Raw genomic sequence first — 18178 nt, forward strand, 5'->3', positions numbered from 1 at the left:
CAGCGTCGTCGTTGCGATGTACTGGCCTACTGATTACTTAGGGGTTAAGAGGGGCTGGGCTGTACAGGCTTTAATTTAAGCGGCTAGTAGCGATCCTTTTAACTTGTTCAGTGCATTTTTTTCCAACTGGCGGATGCGTTCAGCAGAGACGTTATACTTTGCTGCTAATTCGTGCAGCGTTGCCTTATCGTCGGTTAGCCAGCGTTGTTGCAGGATGTCACGGCTACGCTCATCTAGCTGCTCTAAGGCTTCGTGCAGATTATGGCTAGAGTTATCCGTCCAGTCTTCAGCCTCTAATTGGCGGGCTGGATCATAACGGTAGTCTTCCAAATAGCTTGCAGGTGATTGATAGGCTGTATCATCGTCTGCATCGGCCGCCGGATCAAAGGCCATGTCTTGGCCAGTCAAGCGGCTTTCCATCTCGCGCACTTCTTTAGGGTCAACACCTAAGCTATCTGCTACTGCGTTAACTTCGTCGTTATTTAGCCAAGCCAAACGCTTTTTCTGGCTACGCAGATTAAAGAAGAGTTTGCGTTGAGCCTTGGTCGTAGCCACCTTAACGATGCGCCAGTTACGCAGGATAAACTCATGGATTTCAGCGCGAATCCAGTGCACAGCAAAGGAAACTAAGCGCACGCCCATTTCTGGATTGAAGCGCTTAACAGCCTTCATCAATCCCACGTTACCTTCTTGAATCAGGTCAGCTTGTGCCAGACCATAGCCTGAGTAACTGCGCGCAATATGCACCACAAAGCGCAGATGGGCCATTACTAACTCACGGGCTGCATCCAGATCCTGATGGTAGAACAGTTGTTCAGCCAGTGTGCGTTCCTGCTCGGCGGACAGCAGCGGCAGACTGTTCACGGTCTGCACATAAGCATCCAAGTTGGCACCTGGAGTCAGGGCCAGAACAGGTCGCAGAGAAGTTGCCATACAATTCCTCCCGCTACATGCAAGTTAACTTCTTTACACCAGTGTAGCACTCTGGTATGGGACTGCAAGTATCTGGAACTATTCTTGCAGAATTATTAACTTGTTGAATTTTAAGTACTTTTATTATTTTGGCGCTAATTCTCTTAGATGGCGCGCCACAGCCAACCAAGCGCCAATATATCCCAGCAATATGGCTCCGCACATCAACGATAGGCCATCTGCTAGGGGAACACCACCCAGAGTGAAGTCGCTGCTGTACAGCCCTGCTAGGTTTAACACCGCTTCGTTAAGCCAACCTAAACCGTAAGCCAACAGTAGCCAAGCACCCAGTCCTGCGCCTAAACCGTAGAGCGTCCCCATGTATAAGAATGGACGACGCACATAGCTATCAGTTCCCCCCACCAGCTTCACTACTTCAATTTCAGCCCGTCGGTTTTCAATGTGTAGGCGAATAGTATTGCCAATCACCAGCAGAAGAGCCGCAATCAGCAGTAAGGCTAGACCAAATACAAAACGATCTCCTAAACCCAAGATAGCGGTCAGACGCTCCACCCACAGCATGTCTAGTTGTGCCAAAGCTACCTCCGGCCAATTGGCCAGTTGAGTGCGTAATTGCTCTAAGGCGGCTTTGTCGATTTCTTTGGGCGTAACCAGAACAACGGTTGGGAGTGGATTTTCGGGTAAGGCTTTTAAGGCCTCGCTCAAACCAGAGAGCTGTTGAAATTCTTGCAGGGCTTGCTCTGGGGTAATCCAATCTACTTTGGCAACTTCAGGCAGGCTGGTAGCTCGGTCGCGCACCGCTTGACTGGCGTTATCGCTAATATCCTGTTGTAAAAATAGGGAAATTTGAGCGGCTTTTTGCCAAGATCCCGCTAAACGCTCCACATTATCCAGCAGTAAAGCCAATCCCATAGGCAAGCTGAGGGCTACGGCCATCACCAAACAGGAGAAGAAACTCCCAATCGGCTGATGACCTAAACGCCACAGGCTGTCCAGTAGGCTGGCTTTATGGTTTTCCAGCCAAGAGCGCATTAAGCGCCCAAAGCTTGGATCTTGCTGGGGGAGTGGGGTGATTTTACGGGCTGGCCCCCCTAAGCGCTCAGAGGTACGTCCATCGGGTGTTTTGGTTCCGCTCATTCGGTGGCTTCTCCATCTCCGATCAAGCGCCCACGCTGTAAGGTCAGCATGCGGTGCCGCATACGCGCAATTAAGGCTAAGTCGTGGCTGGCGATCAGTACCGTAGTACCCAATTGATTAATGTCTTCAAAGACACCCATGATTTCGGCGGCCAATCGGGGGTCTAGGTTTCCGGTGGGCTCATCTGCCAGTAGCAAGGCTGGGCGATGTACTACGGCGCGGGCAATACCAACCCGCTGTTGCTGTCCTGTAGAAAGATCATGGGGGAATTGTTCGGCCTTCTCGCGTAAGCTGACTCGCTCTAACGCGATCTGTACTCGCTCGCTAATGTCCGCTTTAGGCAGACCCAGTATTTGAAGCGGTAAGGCCACGTTATCAAATACGGTACGGTCAAACAGCAGTTGGTGGTTTTGGAACACCACGCCAATTTGCCGGCGCAAATAGGGAATCTGGGCATTACCGATGCGGGCCAAATCTTGTCCGGCCAACAAGAGCTTGCCACTGGTGGGGCGCTCCATCGCCAACAGCAGGCGCAGCAGAGTGCTTTTACCCGCGCCCGAATGGCCGGTAATGAATAAAAACTCACCCCGCTGCACATGAAAGGAGAGTTCGTGCAGCCCGACATGGCCATTGGGGTAGCGCTTGCCGACCTGCTCAAAACGAATCATGCCTTCCCCTTTTGATTAATCACCTAAGATGGTTTTGGAAACTCATTCCTTTAATGAGTTCCGCAGGCTTATACGTTCATGGTAAGCCTATTCGTGCGTGGTAAAGAGTGCTTGCACAAAGGCATCCGCTTGAAAGGTTCTCAGATCATCCACACCCTCACCCACGCCAATGTAGCGCATAGGCAGGCCAAATTGCTTGGCAAGGGCAAAAATAACCCCCCCTTTGGCCGTACCGTCTAGCTTAGTCAATACCAGTCCGGTGAGATCAACCGCTTGATTGAATTGGCGAGTTTGGTTGATGGCGTTCTGGCCAGTTCCGGCATCCAGCACCAGCAAAACCTCATGGGGCGCGAGAGGATCGAGTTTACCGATGACACGGCGCACTTTTTTCAGCTCGTCCATCAGATTGTCTTTGGTGTGCAGACGGCCTGCGGTGTCAGCAATCAGTACATCGACACCTCGGGCAGTGGCGGCCTGTACCGCATCAAAGATCACCGAGGCCGAATCAGCTCCGGTATGTTGGGCAATCACCGGAATTTGGTTGCGCTCGCCCCAGACTTGGAGTTGCTCCACTGCCGCTGCTCGGAAGGTATCCCCAGCGGCCAGCATCACGCTTTTGCCTTCGCACTGGAGTTTTTTGGCCAGCTTGCCGATGGTGGTGGTTTTACCCACACCGTTCACACCCACGACCAAAATAACGTAAGGCTTTGTTTCAGCAGGGATACTCAGCGCCTGTTCTACAGGGCGCAATAAACACACCAACTCCTCCTGCAAGGCTTTATAGAGCGCTGCACTATTGGCTAATTCATTGCGCTTTAGGCGTTGGGTTAAATTGTGCAGGATGGCGGTAGTTGCCTCGACACCCACGTCAGCCATCAATAGCCGGGTCTCGATCTCATCTAAGAGGTCGTCATCAATGGCCTTGTCGCCCAGAAACAGGCTGGCCATGCCCTCACCTAAGTTAGCGCTGGTTTTGGATAAACCCCGCTTGAGGCGAGCAAAAAAACCGGGCTTGACGGGGTCGGGGCCAATATCGGAGGCGGGGAGTAGGGGAATATCCGCCGCTGTTGGGTCTTGGCCTTCAGAGGATGAGGGCTCTTGGGTTTCTGCTAAAGCCGATGATTGTTCATGAGCTGGGCCTTTTTTGCGCAACCAGCCAAACAATCCTTTTTTATCCGTGGACTCTGGGGTCATGTTATCGTCTTTTGAACCAAGCATGCAGGGTTTCTCTGGGCTACAGACCGACTGTTTAACAGGGCTTATCCTAGCACCTCCCCGGATAGATGCATTAAATCCCGTCAGAAGGCAAAGGAGTAACCCTTTGCCAGAGCGGCAGCGATCAGTACCATGGGCTACCGCTCTGCTCGCCGGAGAGCATCACGTACAGGCCTAGCTCATGATTTCAGTGATTCGCCCTATTACTTATGCTCTGCTGATGGTATTCAGCTTGAGTGCCTTGGGGGACGGCGCGTCCTCTCAAGCAACGCATGAGTTTACTCTAGATAATGGACTTAAGGTTATTGTTCGAGAAGATCATCGAGCGCCCGTGGTGGTTTCTCAGCTGTGGTATCGGGTAGGTTCTAGCTTTGAAACCTCGGGGCGCACCGGTCTATCCCATCTGCTAGAGCACATGATGTTTAAAGGCAGTGCTCGCCTTGGCCCCGGAGAGGCTTCGCGCATTTTGCGTGAGCTGGGGGCGGAGGAAAATGCCTTTACCAGTGACGACTACACGGCTTATTACCAAGTGTTGGCCCGTGATCGGCTGGCGGTGGCGTTAGAGTTAGAAGCCGATCGCATGGCCAGCTTGCGTTTGCCCACTGAGGAGTTTGTGCGCGAGCTGGAGGTGGTGAAAGAAGAACGCCGCCTACGCACCGATGATCGGCCCAACGTATTGGCCTTTGAGCGCTTTAAAACCCTTGCTTACCCTGCCAGTGGCTACCGCAACCCGACCATTGGGTGGATGCACGACCTAGACCGAATGCAGGTAGAGGATGTACAGGATTGGTACCAACGCTGGTATGCACCCAATAACGCCACCTTGGTGATTGTGGGGGACGTGACGGTAGATGAGGTGCGTACCCTAACCCAGCGTTATTTTGCCCCTATTCCGCGCCGCGCTACGCCGGAAGCGCGTCGTCCACTGGAGTTGGCCGAGCCCGGTGAGCGCCGTTTAACCCTAGAGGTGCGCACCCAACTGCCTAGTCTATTAATGGCCTTTAATACCCCTAGCCTCACCTCCACAGAGAATACGCGCGCCGTGCATGCGCTGCGTCTGCTGTCGGCGCTGTTGGATGGCGGCTACAGTGCTCGCTTAGCCACGCGCTTAGAGCGGGGGGAAGAATTAGTGGCCTCTGCCAATGCCGGCTACGATGCGGATACGCGCGGGGATAGCCTGTTTATCCTGACCGCTACGCCCAACGTACAAAAGCAACGCACTTTGGAAGAAGTGGAGGCTGGTATTTGGCGCGAGTTAGAGGCCTTGAAAACCACCCCGCCCAGCCCTGAAGAGTTAGCGCGGGTGCGGGCTCAAGTAATTGCCGAATTGGTGTATGAGCGTGACTCCATCACCCAACAAGCCTCAGTGATCGGGCAATTGGAAAGTATTGGCTTATCTTGGCGCTTGATGGATGAGGAGCTGGCCGCCATCAGTGCGGTGACTCCAGAAGACATTCAACAAGCCGCCCGTACCTATTTCACCCGCTCACGCTTAACCACTGCCCATGTTTTACCTCTGGAGAAGGCCGCCCATGACCAGTAAAAACTTTTTACTGACCAGCCTGTTTTGTGCCCTGTGGGGTATAGGGATCAGTGGTTCTGTGTTGGCTGAATCGCAAACGCCGCCCGCTTTGGAGTCCTTACGCAATCTGAATGCGGAAGCCCCGACCCGCCGTGCTTTGAACATCCAGCGCTGGCAAACTGCTGAAGGTGCCCGCGTGCTCTTTGTCGAAGCCCATGAGTTGCCCATGTTTGATTTGCGTCTGACCTTCGCCGCAGGCAGCAGTCGGGATGGTACGCTGCCGGGATTAGCGCTGATGACCAATGCCCTATTAAATGAAGGGGTTGCCGACAAAGATGCCACCGCCATTGCGCAAACCTTTGAGGGCTTAGGGGCGCAATTTAGCAACGGTGCTTATCGTGATATGGCTCTGGTCAGTCTGCGTAGTCTCAGTGCAACGGAGCAGCGTGAACCGGCGTTAGCGCTGTTCCAACAAGTGGTGAGTCAGCCGAGCTTCCCGGCGGATGCTTTGGAGCGTATTCGCAACCAGTTGTTGGCAGGTTTGGAGCAACAAAAGCAAAATCCCGCCAAATTGGCCAGCTTAGAGTTGTTCAGCCGTTTGTATGGCCAGCATCCTTACAGCATTCCTACCGAGGGCACCTTCGAGTCTCTGCCGCGTATTGATGAAGCTCAAGTGCGCCAGTTCCATCAACAGGGTTATGCCGCCGGTAATTTGGTGATTGCGCTGGTCGGGGATTTACAGCGCAGCGAGGCAGAGCAGATTGCAGCGCAGCTTTCGGCGGTCTTACCCAAAGGCCCAGCTCTTCCTGCCCTACCTGAGCCACAAGCTCCAGTGGCGGGGCGTTACCAAGTCGAATATCCCTCACAGCAAACCCATGTGCTGATGGCTCAGCTCGGTATTCGTCGTACCGATCCTGACTACGCAGCTCTGTATTTGGGCAACCAAATTCTGGGCGGCGGCGGCTTTGGCACGCGCTTGATGGAAGAGGTGCGGGAAAAACGTGGCCTGACCTATGGTATCTATTCGCGCTTTAGCCCCATGGACGCGCCCGGCCCCTTTAGCATCAGTGTGCAGACACGGGCCGAGCAAACCGAAGGCACCTTAGCCTTGATTCAAAAGTTGGTGCAAGACTACTTGGCTGAAGGCCCAACCCAAGAAGAGCTAGACCGCAATCAGCGTGAAATCACGGGTAGCTTCCCTTTATCCACTGCCAGTAATGCGGATATTGCCGGACAAATCAGCAATATTGGATTTTATAACCTGCCCTCCAGCTTTTTAGAGGATTTTACCCGCCAGATTCAGCAATTGACGGTACAGCAGGTGAAAGAAGCGATGCAGCGGCACCTATCGCCGGAGCAGTTTGTAATCGTGACCGCAGGCCCCAAGGTGGCACAACAGCCTTTGCCTGAGCCCAGTGCCGATGCCCCTAAAGCTGAGCCTTTGGGCGTACCGGAGCATTGATGACTAATCGTTCAGCCCGTAAAACTCCGCTGGCTCCTGTGAGTCAGGTGCGCATCATTGGCGGTGAATGGCGCAGTCGGCGCTTGAGTTTCTTTGCCGCCGATGGCCTACGTCCTACCCCAGATCGGGTGCGGGAGACGCTGTTTAATTGGCTGGCTCCCTATGTTCCCGGAGCCCGTGTCCTTGATCCCTTCGCGGGATCGGGGGCACTGTATTTGGAAGCGTTGTCGCGGGGCGCTCGTCAGGCTTTGGCTTTAGAGCTTAATCCGGCCACCCTAAGCAGCCTGCGCCAGCAGCTAAGCGTATTGCACTGCACTCGGGCTCAACTGGTGCAGGCCGATGCCTTGCAGTATTTGGCGCAGCCTGCTCCTGAGCCCTTTGATCTGGTGTTTCTCGATCCACCTTTTCACGCTCAGTTGTTGGAGCCTTGCTGCCAGTTGTTGGAGTCTTACGGTTGGTTAAGCCCAAGGGCTTGGATTTACACCGAGAGCGAACTGGCTCCGCAACAGCTTCAACTACCTAGCCACTGGCGTAACCACCGGGAGAAAAAGGCCGGACAGGTACACTATGCCCTGTGGCAACGCGAAGTACTTGCACACACCTAAAACCGACTGCGGAACATAAAGTACACCGCACCCAGTAAACAGAGCCCGGCCCAGAGGTAATCTAACTTCACGGGCTCTTTCAAATACCAGACGGAAAAGGGCACAAACACCGACAGCGTGATCACTTCTTGAATCACCTTCAGCTCGCCCACACTCAATACCTGATGGCCGATACGGTTGGCGGGTACCTGAAACAGGTACTCGAACAGCGCAATACCCCAACTGATCAGCGCTGCAATAATCCAAGGTTTATTGTTGAGCTCCTTTAGGTGGGCATACCACGCAAAGGTCATAAAGATATTGCTGCAGAGCAACAGTAGTACAGCGGTGCTAACAGGATTCATGGTGCCAAAGTCGTAAATTGGAAACCCCTAAGCTTAGGGAGTACGCACCAAAAAAACAGCCCTTTCTAGGTGTTCAAAAAGGGCTGCTGATCAAACTTAGGCTCTTGTGGTAGAGCACTATCCTCTTACATGGGGGTAATGCCGTATTCCTTATAGATTTCATCACGGGCTAACTGAAAATCTTGCATGGTGAAGTCGTATCCATGCTCTTTGATCAGGGCCCAGCTGGCGGCTTCATCTTCAGAGGCCGCATTGATGATGCGGCGAAAATCTTCATCGTTACGCATACGGGTGATGTAGGTTTTGGCAGATTCAACACTCATAATGAGCTCCTTGTTTGGCTACAGACTACGCGCTCGTACGATCTAGAAAACGCCGCCGGATAAAGGCACCCAACAGGTTAACCAGAGTGACCAGCACTAACAGAACACCGATTAACGCCAAGGCTTCTCGGTACTCAAACAAATGAAAGGCCGTAATGATCTCTAACCCCAAGCCACCGGCTCCCACAACGCCCAGAGTAGTAGCGGCTCGGATGTTATGTTCCCAACGGTACGCAGCTACGTCCACCAAGCGCGGTAAAACCTGTGGCAGAACACCAAAGCGCAGCTGCCCAAGGGGGGCTACGCCTTGACTACGCAGGGCTTCCACGGGGGCGCGATCTACGTGCTCAAAAATCTCAGCAAAAAACTTGCCTAACATACCGGTTGAGTGACAAGCCAAGGCCAATACACCAGGTAAGGAGCCAAAACCTACCGCCGCCACAAAGACGATACCCCACAAAATGCTGGGAATCGCCCGGATGGTATTTAATAACAACAACACGGCCTGACGTATCACCTCTGGGGCATGGCCACGAGCGGCCAGTAGCCCCAAAGGTAAAGCTCCCAGAATACCGCCGGCTGTCCCTGCGATGCTCATCATCAGGGTGTCCAGCAGGGGGCCACCCCACTTAGGCCAGCGCTCAAAGTCTGGAGGCCAAGCCTCCTGAGCTAAGGTCAACATAGTGGGGAGCATTTCCTCGTAACGGCTGCCATCCAAAGCACCCGTTTGCAGGGCTGCTGCCAAGATTGCGGCGATAATGGCAGCCACAATCAAACCTGTTCCCCAAGCCTTACGCACCGCAGCGCGTAGGATTTGTTGTTCGGTGCTTCCGATGGACAGGGTCACGATTTACTTCGCCTTAACCACAGCGTCTTCGGGATGATCGCGCTCAATGGTTGAAATCCAATTGCGTACCCGATCTACGTCAGAGTCCACCGCAGGGATAAAGGATTCAGCCCGGAACACTTTCAAGGCTTCTGGATCGGTAACACCAATGAAGGCTTTGCGGATTTTTTCCTTCATCTCGGGTGATAAACCTTCGCGGAATACCCACATGTACTCAGGAATAGCTGGGGAGTAGCTCAGTACGCGCACGGCTTTGGAGTCGATTTTGCCCTCTTTGAGCAGACGCTCATAAACCGGCCCAGACAGACCACCGGCGGCGACTTTCTTGCCGGCTACGGCTAAGGCTACCGCATCGTGAGCGCCCAGAACGCGCAGGGTGTAATCACGGCCAGAGACCAGTCCGGCATCGGCTAGCATATAGCGGGGTACCCAAGTACCGGAGGTAGAAGCTGGATCGCCGAAGGCTACTTCTTTGCCTTTCAGATCCTTCAGGGTTTGGGCCGTGCTATCTGCCGGTACAATCACCACCGCTTGGAAGGTTGGGCCAACCACCGCGTGGGAAGGTCGAGCAAAAGGCTCTAATTGCACCTTGCGGCTTTGTAGGATGTAGGTCACAGGCCCAAGGTAGGCGATATCAATGCGGCCAAAGCGCAGCGCTTCACTGGTGGCCGCATAGTTGGCACCTACGCTCATCTCAACTGGCATGCTCAGGGCTTTTTCTAAATAAGCCCGCAGAGGCTCGTTTAAACGCATGACGGTGGGTGCAGACTCACCCGGCAGTAAGCCGATTTTCAGTTTGGTGGGGTTGGCTGAGTCTTCCGCTGCCTGAGCGGCCATAGGCACGATCAAAGACAGCAATAAGGCTTTGAGCAGGTGACGCATGGGATTTTATCTCCTAGTTATTGGTAGAAAGCTGGGGGGATTTCCTAGGTACTGCTTAGGTGAGGTGGCGAACCAAGCTCTAAGGCCTATTCCGCATAACCGGGGCTGGATGCTTGATTTGTTGAATCAGTAGCTGAGGCCCAACGCGGGAAAATACGTACCCGCTCTTCGGGGGTGAATTGGTTGGGGAGTCCGTCAAAGACCAAATGGCCGCCAGAAATACCGATGATGCGATCGGCTAAACGGCACGCCAGTTCGATTTGGTGCAGCACAATCACTAGAGTTAACCCTTGGTCTCGTACTAGGCGCAGAAACTCATCGGCCATGTGGTCACACAAAGCTGGATCGACCGAGGCAAAAGGCTCATCGGCCAGTAGCAGCAAAGGTTTGCGTACCAAAGCGCGGGCAATGCCGACGCGCTGGCGTTCTCCACCGCTCAGTTGAGCTACGGGTTTTAGGGCTTTCTCTAACAAGCCAACTTCGGTCAGGGCGGAAATTGCCTGTTCGCGCAGGGCACGAGGCCAAGGCAATATCGACAGAGGATGCCGGCGGTCAGCTAAGCCCAAGAGCACGTTATCTAAGGCGGATAGGCGAGCAATCAAGGCATGTTCTTGGAATACCGTAGCGGTACGTTGGCGATGGGCTAACAGGTGAGCGCTGGTATTCAAAGGGCCGATCCCGCTGGCTACCACAGAGCCTGAGTTGGGTGTTAACAGGCCATTTAAGGTAGCTAGCAGGGTACTTTTACCCGCTCCCGAAGGGCCAACAACCGCTGTGATACTGCCGGGATAGAGTTGGAGGTTGATGTCTTCCAATACTGGAGTTCCGTGGCGTACCACAGACACCTGCTGCAAGGCTAATACGGATTCGCTGCTCTGATGTTCCGTTGTAGGCGCAAGAGCCGCAGAAAGGTCTTGGGTGTAGTCCAGCAGTGCCGTAGACATTGCTCTATCTCCTGAACGGGCCTTAAGGCCGAAAATCTCAGAACTAAGGCTGATAGAGTCCCTACGGCAGAATATGTGCCAGAGTTTTGGACGATACCGAAGCAGGAAGGGGTAAAGCGGGAGATGAGCAAGTAATAATGCGGCCTTAAGCCGTAAGAAAAAATTTCTAAGCCATAGCAAAGTGCCCGAGTTTAATCACTGTCCGCCCTCTGAGTCCGAGTGTGGCGTTGAGTGACTTTGTTCTGCTCGGTACGGCTTTTGGCCAATTTGCACTCTAAAGTACGGTTTATGGCCCCTTAAATGAACCCTCTAATGTGCGCGCTTTGGTGCAGTGTTCTCCTTGGTAACCTTGTAGATCGCGGGTTTTAGTTCAGTTTGCAGGTTTTAGGTAGGCTTCAAACCGGCTGTTGTTGCAAAGGTATAACGCACAATCAATGCCAATTGAGCAAAGGTTGACCTAATTTGCAGGCTCTATTGAAGTTCGGGTATGGAGATAGGCAGCAGAATGTACCCAGTTATCCGTAACGCTCAGACGTTACTGGGATAAGGCAGAGATAAATGGGGCGCAATAAAAAACGCCCCTCCAGTGATGGAGAGGCGTTTGGGGATCAGGCCGTATTGCTAACAGTATGTCTCAGATGGACTGGCTGTTATTAGGCATCCTGAACCAATAAAAACTCAGGGTTACGCACTTCACAGCGCATAGCTTTACGCAACCATAGGGGCGGGTTGTGCTTCATCATCCGTTGCAGACTGTCGATCACATCCTGTACTTCGCGTCTTTTTTCCATTTTTACCGGAAACACGCCCCGATTTTTTACGCTCACGGCGGCAAAGTCGCTTAGCGCCAGAGTGAAGAGCACATGGCAGCCTTCTAAGGCATCCACGCGGATCTGAACCTGATCGACGGTATCTCCATCGTTGGCATCGCCCATAGAGCAGCCTGAGCCACCACCGGGGCCGCGTTTAGCCGCTCGACCACCGCCTTTAAACTGCGCGCAGTCTAAAAACTCAGCTTCATCTTGGCTAACGTCATAAAACACGATCTGCCGGGTGTTCGCAAAGTTGGCATCAACTTGCAGCAGGTCGTTGGTGGTCACGGCTATTTTTACATGTCCGATCTCAGTCATTTCCAGACTCCTTGCGTCCGTTGGGCAGCAGTTAAGCCATGCCAGTTCTTAGGTCATGGGCAAGCCAACAATGTTTTTCTCATGGGCAAAGCGCAGGCGAAAGGCATCGGGCAGGGCAGCGCCTTGCCGGGTATGGGCTTTCCACTGGGCAAAATCTTTAGCACTGATAAAGCCATCATCCTTGAGCACCTCTACGGGGACGATGTAGAGGGAGTCATCCAAGGTAATGTAGAAATCCAGTGGGTAACGGGCGGGGTTATTACCGTAACGCCCCATATCAATGCGATAGTGGTCTTCTTCAATCTGTACGCGGGGGTTATCCACCTCAAAGCGTTGATGACGGTTAAACCAGCATTTCTGGCGGAATTGGAACAGCACGCGATCATCGTCACCAAAGGAGCGAATCTCGCCCACGATATCGGTGAAGTATTGCCCTAACATCAACTCGACGTAGGCTTCGCTGTGGGGCTGATTTTGGGCATCCAGATAATAAACCACGCTGGATACCAGAAGCTCTAAACCGGTTTCGGTGGTGAGCAGGCTCAGGGCACAGCGGTTGTATTCGCAAAAGGCTCGGATCAAGCCATTGTCTTTAACTTCAATACGGCCGTTACGCTGAATTGCCGCCAAGCGCACAATGCGCAGAGTACGGAAAATCTCCGCCATCAGCTTTTCAGAGCCGGTGCGTTTGGGCAGGGCTAAATAGCGTTGCCAACTGCCTAGGGTCGCTAACTCAGGGTTTTGGTATTCGTACCAATCGGCCAGCAGGTTGTAAGTGCTGGTCAAAGCCAAGATCAGATGGCCGGGAACCTGATGTTCGGTAGCCACTTCAGGATCTGCAAAGGCCAAACGACGTGGCCGGGTATAGGGCTCCATGTGCCGGTGTTCCGGCATACGGCACAGCTCACCGAAACGGGCGCGAAAGGCAGCCACCATCTCCTGTTGCTGTTTCATGGGTTACTCCTTATGCAGAAATTCACTCAAGCAGCCTATCGGAATTCGGGCGGGTAGCCCCGGCCAAAGCCGGAGTCTATCCGCGATACAGCTTAGATCGGTCGTGTGAGGATTTGTGACAGGACAAACCCTCGATACAACCGCTCTAACTCACCAAGTATTGAGGATCCACTCTTTGTTGCGGGTGTATTCCATGTGGGCGAACAGGGTGTTGGCGATGGTTTCCGCCAGCTCCATAGCCCCTTTGTAGCCGATGGTGGGTTTGCGATACAGACCCGCGCGGTCGAAGGTTGGGAAACCTACGCGAACCATTGGGATGTTGGCTTCGATGGCCACGTAACGGCCTTTGGAGTGACCCATGATCAGGTCAAGCTTCAGGCCAGCGTTGATGCGCTTCTCCAACTCCCACAGGTCGGCGTTGTGGATGATCTCCATATCGAAGTGAGCGGTGTTTTTCAGCTCTTCGATGCGCGGATCTTTCTTGTACTTACGGCCTTGGTCGTCGCCGATCAGCAGCAAGCAAGGTTCCAGTTCGATCTCCATGCAGAACTGGGCCAGACCCAGTACCAGATCCGGATGACCGAAGATGGCTACTTTCTTGTTGGCGAAGAACATGTGCGCCAAGTCAGCCAGAGCGTCCAGAGCAATACCACGCTCACGAACCAGCGACTCAGGAATCTCTTTGCCAGTCACTTCGGAGATCTTACGCAGCATGTCATCGGTGTTTTTGATGCCATACGGAGTGTTAACCAGATAATCCGGTACTTCGAAGCTTTCGTTCAGGTACTTGGCCGTGCTGGCACCTTCGTAGCGGGCCAGAGCCAGAGAACCAATGGCGTTGGCGCTGTCCGCGATGTCTTCAACAGTGGTGTTACCTTGAGTTTCGATGGCCTTGCTAGGCAGCATGGGCGAATCGAAGTTCTCGGTATCCATGAAGATGGTGGCATCAACACCCATAGCTTTGAAGTAGTCTTTGAGCAGCACTACGTCACCGGGGTTAACCCAACCAGGGAACACGTTCAGTTTGCCCGTAGGCTTGGTTTTCTTAGTGGCGATGGTCTGGAATACAGACTTCACGCACTCGTCGTAACCGGTAACATGGCTGCCTTTGAAGCTAGGAGTGTGAACCGGAGCCAGATAGATTTCGCGCTCAGGGAACTCAGCTTTCAGGGCTTTTTTGATGATGCGGATGGTGCCTTCGATGTCATCACCAATTACCTCAGTAGAGCAGGTGGTGATGATTGGGATCACGCGCAGTTCTGGGTAACGGCGAGCCAGTACCAGAACGCCTTCCTCAACGCGGCCAGCACCACCGAATACGGCGGAGTCTTCGTGCAGAGAGGTAGAAGCAACGTCAAAGTTTTCTTTGAAGTGTTGAGCGAACAGCAGGCGGACGAACATGGTGCAACCCTGGCCACCGTGGACCAGTGGGATGCAATCCTTGATGCCGATACCGGCGTACTGAGCACCAGCAGGCTGGCAGTCGTACATCGGGTTGATGATGCCGTCACGATCCCGTCCAGAAACTGAAACTTCAGCGGGTTTTTGCTCGGTAGTGCAACCGCAATTACTCATGGGAACTCCTTGGCGGGGAAGCAGCGAGTAATGCTGCTCCCCTCGTCTCAAATCAATACAGGTGGTGGTTCAGTTCGCGGTTGGTCGAGCGCGTGATAACGGTTTCAGTCAGACGCGATTTCAGACCTTCGATCAAGAACTTCACTTCCTCAGCCGGAATGGTGCTGGCCCAGTCAAAGCGGCCTTTGATGTCGCTCACAATCGGCAGTGCGTCGGCGTAGAACAGACGCTCTTGAGGAGTGCCACGCAGGGGCTCTTCGCCACTCCACAGGCGTACCACTTGGTTCAGTACGCCTTCGATGTTTTCTTCACGGTCCCAGCTACGGGAGAAGAATTGCCACAGGCAGCGTTCCTGAACGTAGTCGTACAGGGCATCGAGATGGGACTGGCTCATCAGGCGGCTCCACGAGTAATGATGGGAGTAGTTTGAGACTTGTCACGGATGTCCACAGCCGCCAAGTGGCGCAGTGGGTTGTACACGGCGTTGTACATATCGCGAGCGAGGTTTACGAAGCCCTCGAAGCCCATGTACGGCCCGTTGTGGTACGCATGACCGTTGACGTAAGGAATGTGCAGCTTTTTGATCAGTTCGCCGACGCGAGGGCCAGTGAAGATCACATCAGGCTTAACCAGCTCGATGATTTCGAAGAATTCCAGCTCGTTGCCGTCATCAATGTAGTAGGTGCCTTCGCGACCACGGGCGATGACTTTCTCGAAGTCTTCTTCGTGACCGAACTTGGAGGACATGGCGACGACCTGTACGCCCAGATCGTCCTCAACGGATTTGGTCCAGTGCCACAGACGAGGGCCGCCAGTCCAAATCGCCATCTTAGTACCTTGCAGACGCTCTTTGTACCAATCCAACTTCGGCTTCCACTTGGCTTCTTCTTCAGCGATCAGCGCTTCACCGCGTTCTTCGATGCCGAAGAAGGCGCAGATTTTGCGGATGCCTTCAGCCATGTAGTTAAAGCCCCAGGAGTCGATGTCCAGACGTGGGATGCCGTAACGTTTTTTCAGCTCGTTGGCGATGTAGCCCGAAGAACGGGCGCAGTTCACGACGTTCAGTTGCGCTTGATGCATGCAACGCAGGTCGTCGTAAGTGCCGTTACCGGTAAAGTGAGCAATCACTTGAATGCCCAGCTTGTCCCAGTAGGTTTGCAGCAGTTGGCTGTCGCCTTGGATGTTGAAGTCACCGATGAAGTTAATGGTGTAATCGCTGGTGATTTCTTTTTGCAGGGTATCAACTTTTTCGTTGATCCAGCCGATGTTGAGGACGTGGTGTCCTTTAGATTGGGATACGCCGGAGAAGCCAGGGCATTCAACAGTGAACACGTCTACATCAGGACGATCTTTCATCACTTGCTTGGCCACAGCTTTGATGTCGTCACCAATCAGCGCGGTAGGGCAAGTTGTGTAAACGATCATGCGCTTGATGTCAGGCATCTCGTCGAAGGCTTCGTGCATGCTCTTCTCAAGACGCTTTTCACCACCGAACACGACATGGCTTTCTTTCATGTCGGTAGACCAGACATACTTCATGTTGAAGTGTCCGTTATCAGTAGGATAACGTTTGGTGTGCCAGGTATCATAAGCGCAGCCCAGTGGGCCGTGGATCATCTGGATGGTGTCCTTCAGAACGCCACCGATTACCAGCTTAGCACCACAGAAGGCGCAACCGCGCTCAGACAGGGTGCCGGGAATGGTAGCCGCGTTGGCGATCGGCAGGAAATCACGGGTATCTTCATCCGGCGCTTTCAGGTAGATATGCTTCTGGCGCTCGGGGATATCTTTGTCGCACTCCAGCAGTACCATGGGCATGGCATTGTCTCCTAGGCATATATGCGTGAGGTTGAGCACCACCGTCTGTTCTCGCACAACGGGCGGTGGTGGTTGTCCTCAATGGAGTGGCAGGATGCGTGCCAGTCTTTAACGCTCGCTCAAAAATCTGTCAGGATGCCTCAATTAAATCGGGTTAAATTACTTTTAAAACAAATAGTTATCCGCATTGTTCTGAGTAACCTATCTCGACGTAACAGGTATTTTTGGCCTATAACCGGGGCACTATGCTTCGTTACCCAGCGGTACGTCCTAGGGTTTTTCGTTCAGCGAGGTACGGAAGAATAAAGTCGTTGTTCACGACGGTGCTGAGCCTGTGCGTGGCAGCGCTCAAGGAGTTCCAATGCTTCTCAAGACAGGTTCGTACCGAAATATCTAAGCTGTACTTTTTTGTTATGTGGGGCGATGTGGCCCTATCCGTCGGACGCTTGACATGACTAATCGCCTCAACATTATCGGCTTGCGCGAATGGGTGGCTCTGCCAGACCTAGGCGTGGTGGGCCTGCGTGCGAAGATTGATACCGGAGCCAGCATTTCGGCTTTGCATGCCACAGACATTATAGAGTTCGAGCGCGATGGCCAGCGCTGGGTACGCTTTACGGCTCACTTAGGCACTTTAGTTCTGCGTCGTCACCGTTGCGAGGCACCGTTGGTCGCCCGTAAAGCGATTAAAAGCTCAAACGGCCAAACTCAAATACGTTACGTCATCTTGACCCGGTTGGTACTAGGCCACCATATCTGGCCGGTCGAATTCACTCTAACCTGCCGTAAGACCATGCGTTATCGGATGCTGCTGGGCTCTAAAGCACTGATTGATGGTCATTGGTTGGTTGATCCTTCACAGACTTATCTGCAAAACAAACCCCAAATTCTTACTCCCGGTGCCCCATGAAAATCGCCGTGTTGTCGCGTAATCCGCGTTTGTATTCGACTCAGCGTTTGGTAGAAGCAGGTCAGCAGCGTGGCCATGAAATGGTGGTGATTGATACCCTGCGTGCCTATATGAACATTGCCAGCCATAAGCCCCAAATCCACTACCGAGGGGCTCCTTTGGAGGGCTTTGATGCGGTGATTCCACGCATTGGCGCCTCCATCACCTTTTACGGCTGTGCCGTATTGCGTCAGTTTGAAATGATGGGTGTGTTTCCGTTGAATGAGTCGGTGGCCATCAGCCGTTCACGGGATAAATTGCGCTCTCTGCAACTGTTATCGCGCAAAGGAATTGGTTTACCCATTACGGGGTTTGCCCATTCACCCGATGACATTCCTGACTTGATTCAAATGGTGGGGGGAGCGCCTTTAGTGATTAAGGTGCTGGAAGGCACTCAGGGCATCGGGGTGGTGCTGTGTGAAACCCAAAAGGCTGCCGAATCGGTAATAGAAGCCTTCATGGGCTTAAAGCAGGACATCATGGTGCAGGAGTACATTGGCGAAGCCGGGGGCGCGGACATTCGTTGCTTTGTGGTGGGTGACAAGGTGATTGCGGCTATGAAGCGCCAAGCGGCTCCCGGTGAGTTTCGTTCCAACCTGCATCGAGGCGGAACCGCCAGCCTGATTAAAATTACCCCGGAAGAGCGCTCCACCGCTATTCGAGCTGCTAAAGCTATGGGGTTGAGTGTGGCAGGGGTGGATATTTTGCGTTCCAATCACGGGCCTTTGGTGATGGAGGTGAATTCCTCCCCCGGTCTTGAAGGTATCGAAGAAACGACAGGGCGGGACATTGCCGGCATTATCATCCAATATTTGGAAAAGAACGCTGAACACGGCCTGACCCGCACTCGGGGGCGTGGTTAATCGTCAT

Annotated in this window: 19 protein-coding genes; 5 read left to right on the plus strand and 14 right to left on the minus strand. The window is 53.4% G+C overall.

Features of this window, described 5'->3' with window-relative positions; genetic code table 11:
• Positions 1–75 precede the first annotated feature (75 nt).
• The 4 genes from rpoH to ftsY all read right to left on the minus strand — a co-directional run bounded on the left by rpoH (position 76) and on the right by ftsY (position 3956).
• Entirely contained in the window at positions 76–933 is an 858-nt protein-coding gene (gene rpoH, locus LX59_RS05230) for an RNA polymerase sigma factor RpoH (protein WP_144570795.1), read from the minus strand.
• A 123-nt stretch (positions 934–1056) separates the two neighbouring features.
• Positions 1057–2070, minus strand: a complete 1014-nt coding sequence (gene ftsX, locus LX59_RS05235) for a permease-like cell division protein FtsX (RefSeq protein WP_144570796.1) — start codon at positions 2068–2070, stop codon at positions 1057–1059.
• A complete protein-coding gene (ftsE, locus tag LX59_RS05240) occupies positions 2067–2738 on the minus strand; it encodes a cell division ATP-binding protein FtsE (protein ID WP_144570797.1) in 672 nt (223 codons plus the stop codon). The genes ftsX and ftsE overlap by 4 nt, the downstream gene beginning before the upstream one ends.
• Positions 2739–2825: 87 nt before the next feature.
• Positions 2826–3956: a signal recognition particle-docking protein FtsY gene (ftsY, locus tag LX59_RS05245; protein ID WP_144570798.1), complete on the minus strand. Its 1131-nt coding sequence runs from the start codon at positions 3954–3956 to the stop codon at positions 2826–2828.
• A 217-nt stretch (positions 3957–4173) separates the two neighbouring features.
• Here ftsY and LX59_RS05250 point away from each other — a divergent pair, with 217 nt between their 5' ends.
• From LX59_RS05250 to rsmD, 3 genes are read left to right on the plus strand one after another with little or no spacing between them, the layout of a single operon-like run.
• Complete coding sequence (locus LX59_RS05250) at positions 4174–5496, plus strand: M16 family metallopeptidase (RefSeq protein WP_246118692.1); 1323 nt, start codon at positions 4174–4176, stop codon at positions 5494–5496.
• The gene (locus tag LX59_RS05255; RefSeq protein ID WP_144570800.1) at positions 5486–6937 is read left to right on the plus strand and encodes a M16 family metallopeptidase; all 1452 of its coding nucleotides are present in this window, start codon (positions 5486–5488) and stop codon (positions 6935–6937) included. The genes LX59_RS05250 and LX59_RS05255 overlap by 11 nt, the downstream gene beginning before the upstream one ends.
• On the plus strand, positions 6937–7542 hold the full coding sequence (gene rsmD / locus LX59_RS05260) for a 16S rRNA (guanine(966)-N(2))-methyltransferase RsmD (protein ID WP_144570801.1): 606 nt from the start codon (positions 6937–6939) through the stop codon (positions 7540–7542). The genes LX59_RS05255 and rsmD overlap by 1 nt, the downstream gene beginning before the upstream one ends.
• Here the strand turns inward: rsmD and LX59_RS05265 are convergent.
• The 10 genes from LX59_RS05265 to vnfD all read right to left on the minus strand — a co-directional run bounded on the left by LX59_RS05265 (position 7539) and on the right by vnfD (position 16359).
• The gene (locus tag LX59_RS05265) at positions 7539–7886 is read right to left on the minus strand and encodes a DMT family protein (RefSeq protein WP_144570802.1); all 348 of its coding nucleotides are present in this window, start codon (positions 7884–7886) and stop codon (positions 7539–7541) included. The two genes, rsmD and LX59_RS05265, sit on opposite strands and share 4 nt — an antisense overlap.
• 125 nt (positions 7887–8011) lie before the next feature.
• Positions 8012–8209 (minus strand): Nif11-like leader peptide family natural product precursor, encoded by a 198-nt coding sequence (locus tag LX59_RS05270; protein WP_144570803.1) that lies wholly within the window; start codon positions 8207–8209, stop codon positions 8012–8014.
• A gap of 25 nt (positions 8210–8234) precedes the next feature.
• Complete coding sequence (gene phnE, locus LX59_RS05275; RefSeq protein ID WP_246118681.1) at positions 8235–9056, minus strand: phosphonate ABC transporter, permease protein PhnE; 822 nt, start codon at positions 9054–9056, stop codon at positions 8235–8237.
• 3 nt (positions 9057–9059) lie between these two features.
• On the minus strand, positions 9060–9938 hold the full coding sequence (gene phnD, locus LX59_RS05280) for a phosphate/phosphite/phosphonate ABC transporter substrate-binding protein (protein ID WP_144570804.1): 879 nt from the start codon (positions 9936–9938) through the stop codon (positions 9060–9062).
• An 86-nt stretch (positions 9939–10024) separates the two neighbouring features.
• Complete coding sequence (locus tag LX59_RS05285; RefSeq protein ID WP_144570805.1) at positions 10025–10882, minus strand: phosphonate ABC transporter ATP-binding protein; 858 nt, start codon at positions 10880–10882, stop codon at positions 10025–10027.
• Positions 10883–11535: 653 nt separating this feature from the next.
• A complete protein-coding gene (locus LX59_RS05290; protein ID WP_144570806.1) occupies positions 11536–12012 on the minus strand; it encodes a NifB/NifX family molybdenum-iron cluster-binding protein in 477 nt (158 codons plus the stop codon).
• Positions 12013–12060: 48 nt separating this feature from the next.
• A complete protein-coding gene (locus tag LX59_RS05295; RefSeq protein ID WP_144570807.1) occupies positions 12061–12966 on the minus strand; it encodes a hypothetical protein in 906 nt (301 codons plus the stop codon).
• Positions 12967–13116: 150 nt separating this feature from the next.
• A complete protein-coding gene (vnfK, locus tag LX59_RS05300) occupies positions 13117–14541 on the minus strand; it encodes a V-containing nitrogenase subunit beta (protein ID WP_144570808.1) in 1425 nt (474 codons plus the stop codon).
• A 52-nt stretch (positions 14542–14593) separates the two neighbouring features.
• Positions 14594–14935, minus strand: coding sequence for a V-containing nitrogenase subunit delta (gene vnfG, locus LX59_RS05305; RefSeq protein WP_144570809.1), 342 nt, complete (start codon positions 14933–14935; stop codon positions 14594–14596).
• Complete coding sequence (vnfD, locus tag LX59_RS05310; protein WP_144570810.1) at positions 14935–16359, minus strand: nitrogenase vanadium-iron protein, alpha chain; 1425 nt, start codon at positions 16357–16359, stop codon at positions 14935–14937. The genes vnfG and vnfD overlap by 1 nt, the downstream gene beginning before the upstream one ends.
• A gap of 451 nt (positions 16360–16810) precedes the next feature.
• Between vnfD and rimB the strand changes: the two genes are divergently transcribed.
• Together rimB and rimK are read left to right on the plus strand one after the other, a co-directional pair.
• A complete protein-coding gene (rimB, locus tag LX59_RS05315; protein ID WP_144570811.1) occupies positions 16811–17269 on the plus strand; it encodes a retropepsin-like aspartic endopeptidase RimB in 459 nt (152 codons plus the stop codon).
• A complete protein-coding gene (rimK, locus tag LX59_RS05320; protein WP_144570812.1) occupies positions 17266–18171 on the plus strand; it encodes a 30S ribosomal protein S6--L-glutamate ligase in 906 nt (301 codons plus the stop codon). The genes rimB and rimK overlap by 4 nt, the downstream gene beginning before the upstream one ends.
• Positions 18172–18178: the final 7 nt, after the last annotated feature.

The sequence above is a fragment of the Azomonas agilis genome (genome assembly GCF_007830255.1).
GTDB lineage: Bacteria > Pseudomonadota > Gammaproteobacteria > Pseudomonadales > Pseudomonadaceae > Azomonas > Azomonas agilis.

What these genes read in the sequence shown, in the direction of transcription:
- rpoH (WP_144570795.1), bottom strand. Translation starts at nt 933, where the DNA reads ATGGCAACTTCTCTGCGACCTGTTCTGGCCCTGACTCCAGGTGCCAAC.
- ftsX (WP_144570796.1), bottom strand. Translation starts at nt 2,070, where the DNA reads ATGAGCGGAACCAAAACACCCGATGGACGTACCTCTGAGCGCTTAGGG.
- ftsE (WP_144570797.1), bottom strand. Translation starts at nt 2,738, where the DNA reads ATGATTCGTTTTGAGCAGGTCGGCAAGCGCTACCCCAATGGCCATGTC.
- ftsY (WP_144570798.1), bottom strand. Translation starts at nt 3,956, where the DNA reads ATGCTTGGTTCAAAAGACGATAACATGACCCCAGAGTCCACGGATAAA.
- LX59_RS05250 (WP_246118692.1), top strand. Translation starts at nt 4,174, where the DNA reads ATGGTATTCAGCTTGAGTGCCTTGGGGGACGGCGCGTCCTCTCAAGCA.
- LX59_RS05255 (WP_144570800.1), top strand. Translation starts at nt 5,486, where the DNA reads ATGACCAGTAAAAACTTTTTACTGACCAGCCTGTTTTGTGCCCTGTGG.
- rsmD (WP_144570801.1), top strand. Translation starts at nt 6,937, where the DNA reads ATGACTAATCGTTCAGCCCGTAAAACTCCGCTGGCTCCTGTGAGTCAG.
- LX59_RS05265 (WP_144570802.1), bottom strand. Translation starts at nt 7,886, where the DNA reads ATGAATCCTGTTAGCACCGCTGTACTACTGTTGCTCTGCAGCAATATC.
- LX59_RS05270 (WP_144570803.1), bottom strand. Translation starts at nt 8,209, where the DNA reads ATGAGTGTTGAATCTGCCAAAACCTACATCACCCGTATGCGTAACGAT.
- phnD (WP_144570804.1), bottom strand. Translation starts at nt 9,938, where the DNA reads ATGCGTCACCTGCTCAAAGCCTTATTGCTGTCTTTGATCGTGCCTATG.
- LX59_RS05285 (WP_144570805.1), bottom strand. Translation starts at nt 10,882, where the DNA reads ATGTCTACGGCACTGCTGGACTACACCCAAGACCTTTCTGCGGCTCTT.
- LX59_RS05290 (WP_144570806.1), bottom strand. Translation starts at nt 12,012, where the DNA reads ATGACTGAGATCGGACATGTAAAAATAGCCGTGACCACCAACGACCTG.
- LX59_RS05295 (WP_144570807.1), bottom strand. Translation starts at nt 12,966, where the DNA reads ATGAAACAGCAACAGGAGATGGTGGCTGCCTTTCGCGCCCGTTTCGGT.
- vnfK (WP_144570808.1), bottom strand. Translation starts at nt 14,541, where the DNA reads ATGAGTAATTGCGGTTGCACTACCGAGCAAAAACCCGCTGAAGTTTCA.
- vnfG (WP_144570809.1), bottom strand. Translation starts at nt 14,935, where the DNA reads ATGAGCCAGTCCCATCTCGATGCCCTGTACGACTACGTTCAGGAACGC.
- vnfD (WP_144570810.1), bottom strand. Translation starts at nt 16,359, where the DNA reads ATGCCCATGGTACTGCTGGAGTGCGACAAAGATATCCCCGAGCGCCAG.
- rimB (WP_144570811.1), top strand. Translation starts at nt 16,811, where the DNA reads ATGACTAATCGCCTCAACATTATCGGCTTGCGCGAATGGGTGGCTCTG.
- rimK (WP_144570812.1), top strand. Translation starts at nt 17,266, where the DNA reads ATGAAAATCGCCGTGTTGTCGCGTAATCCGCGTTTGTATTCGACTCAG.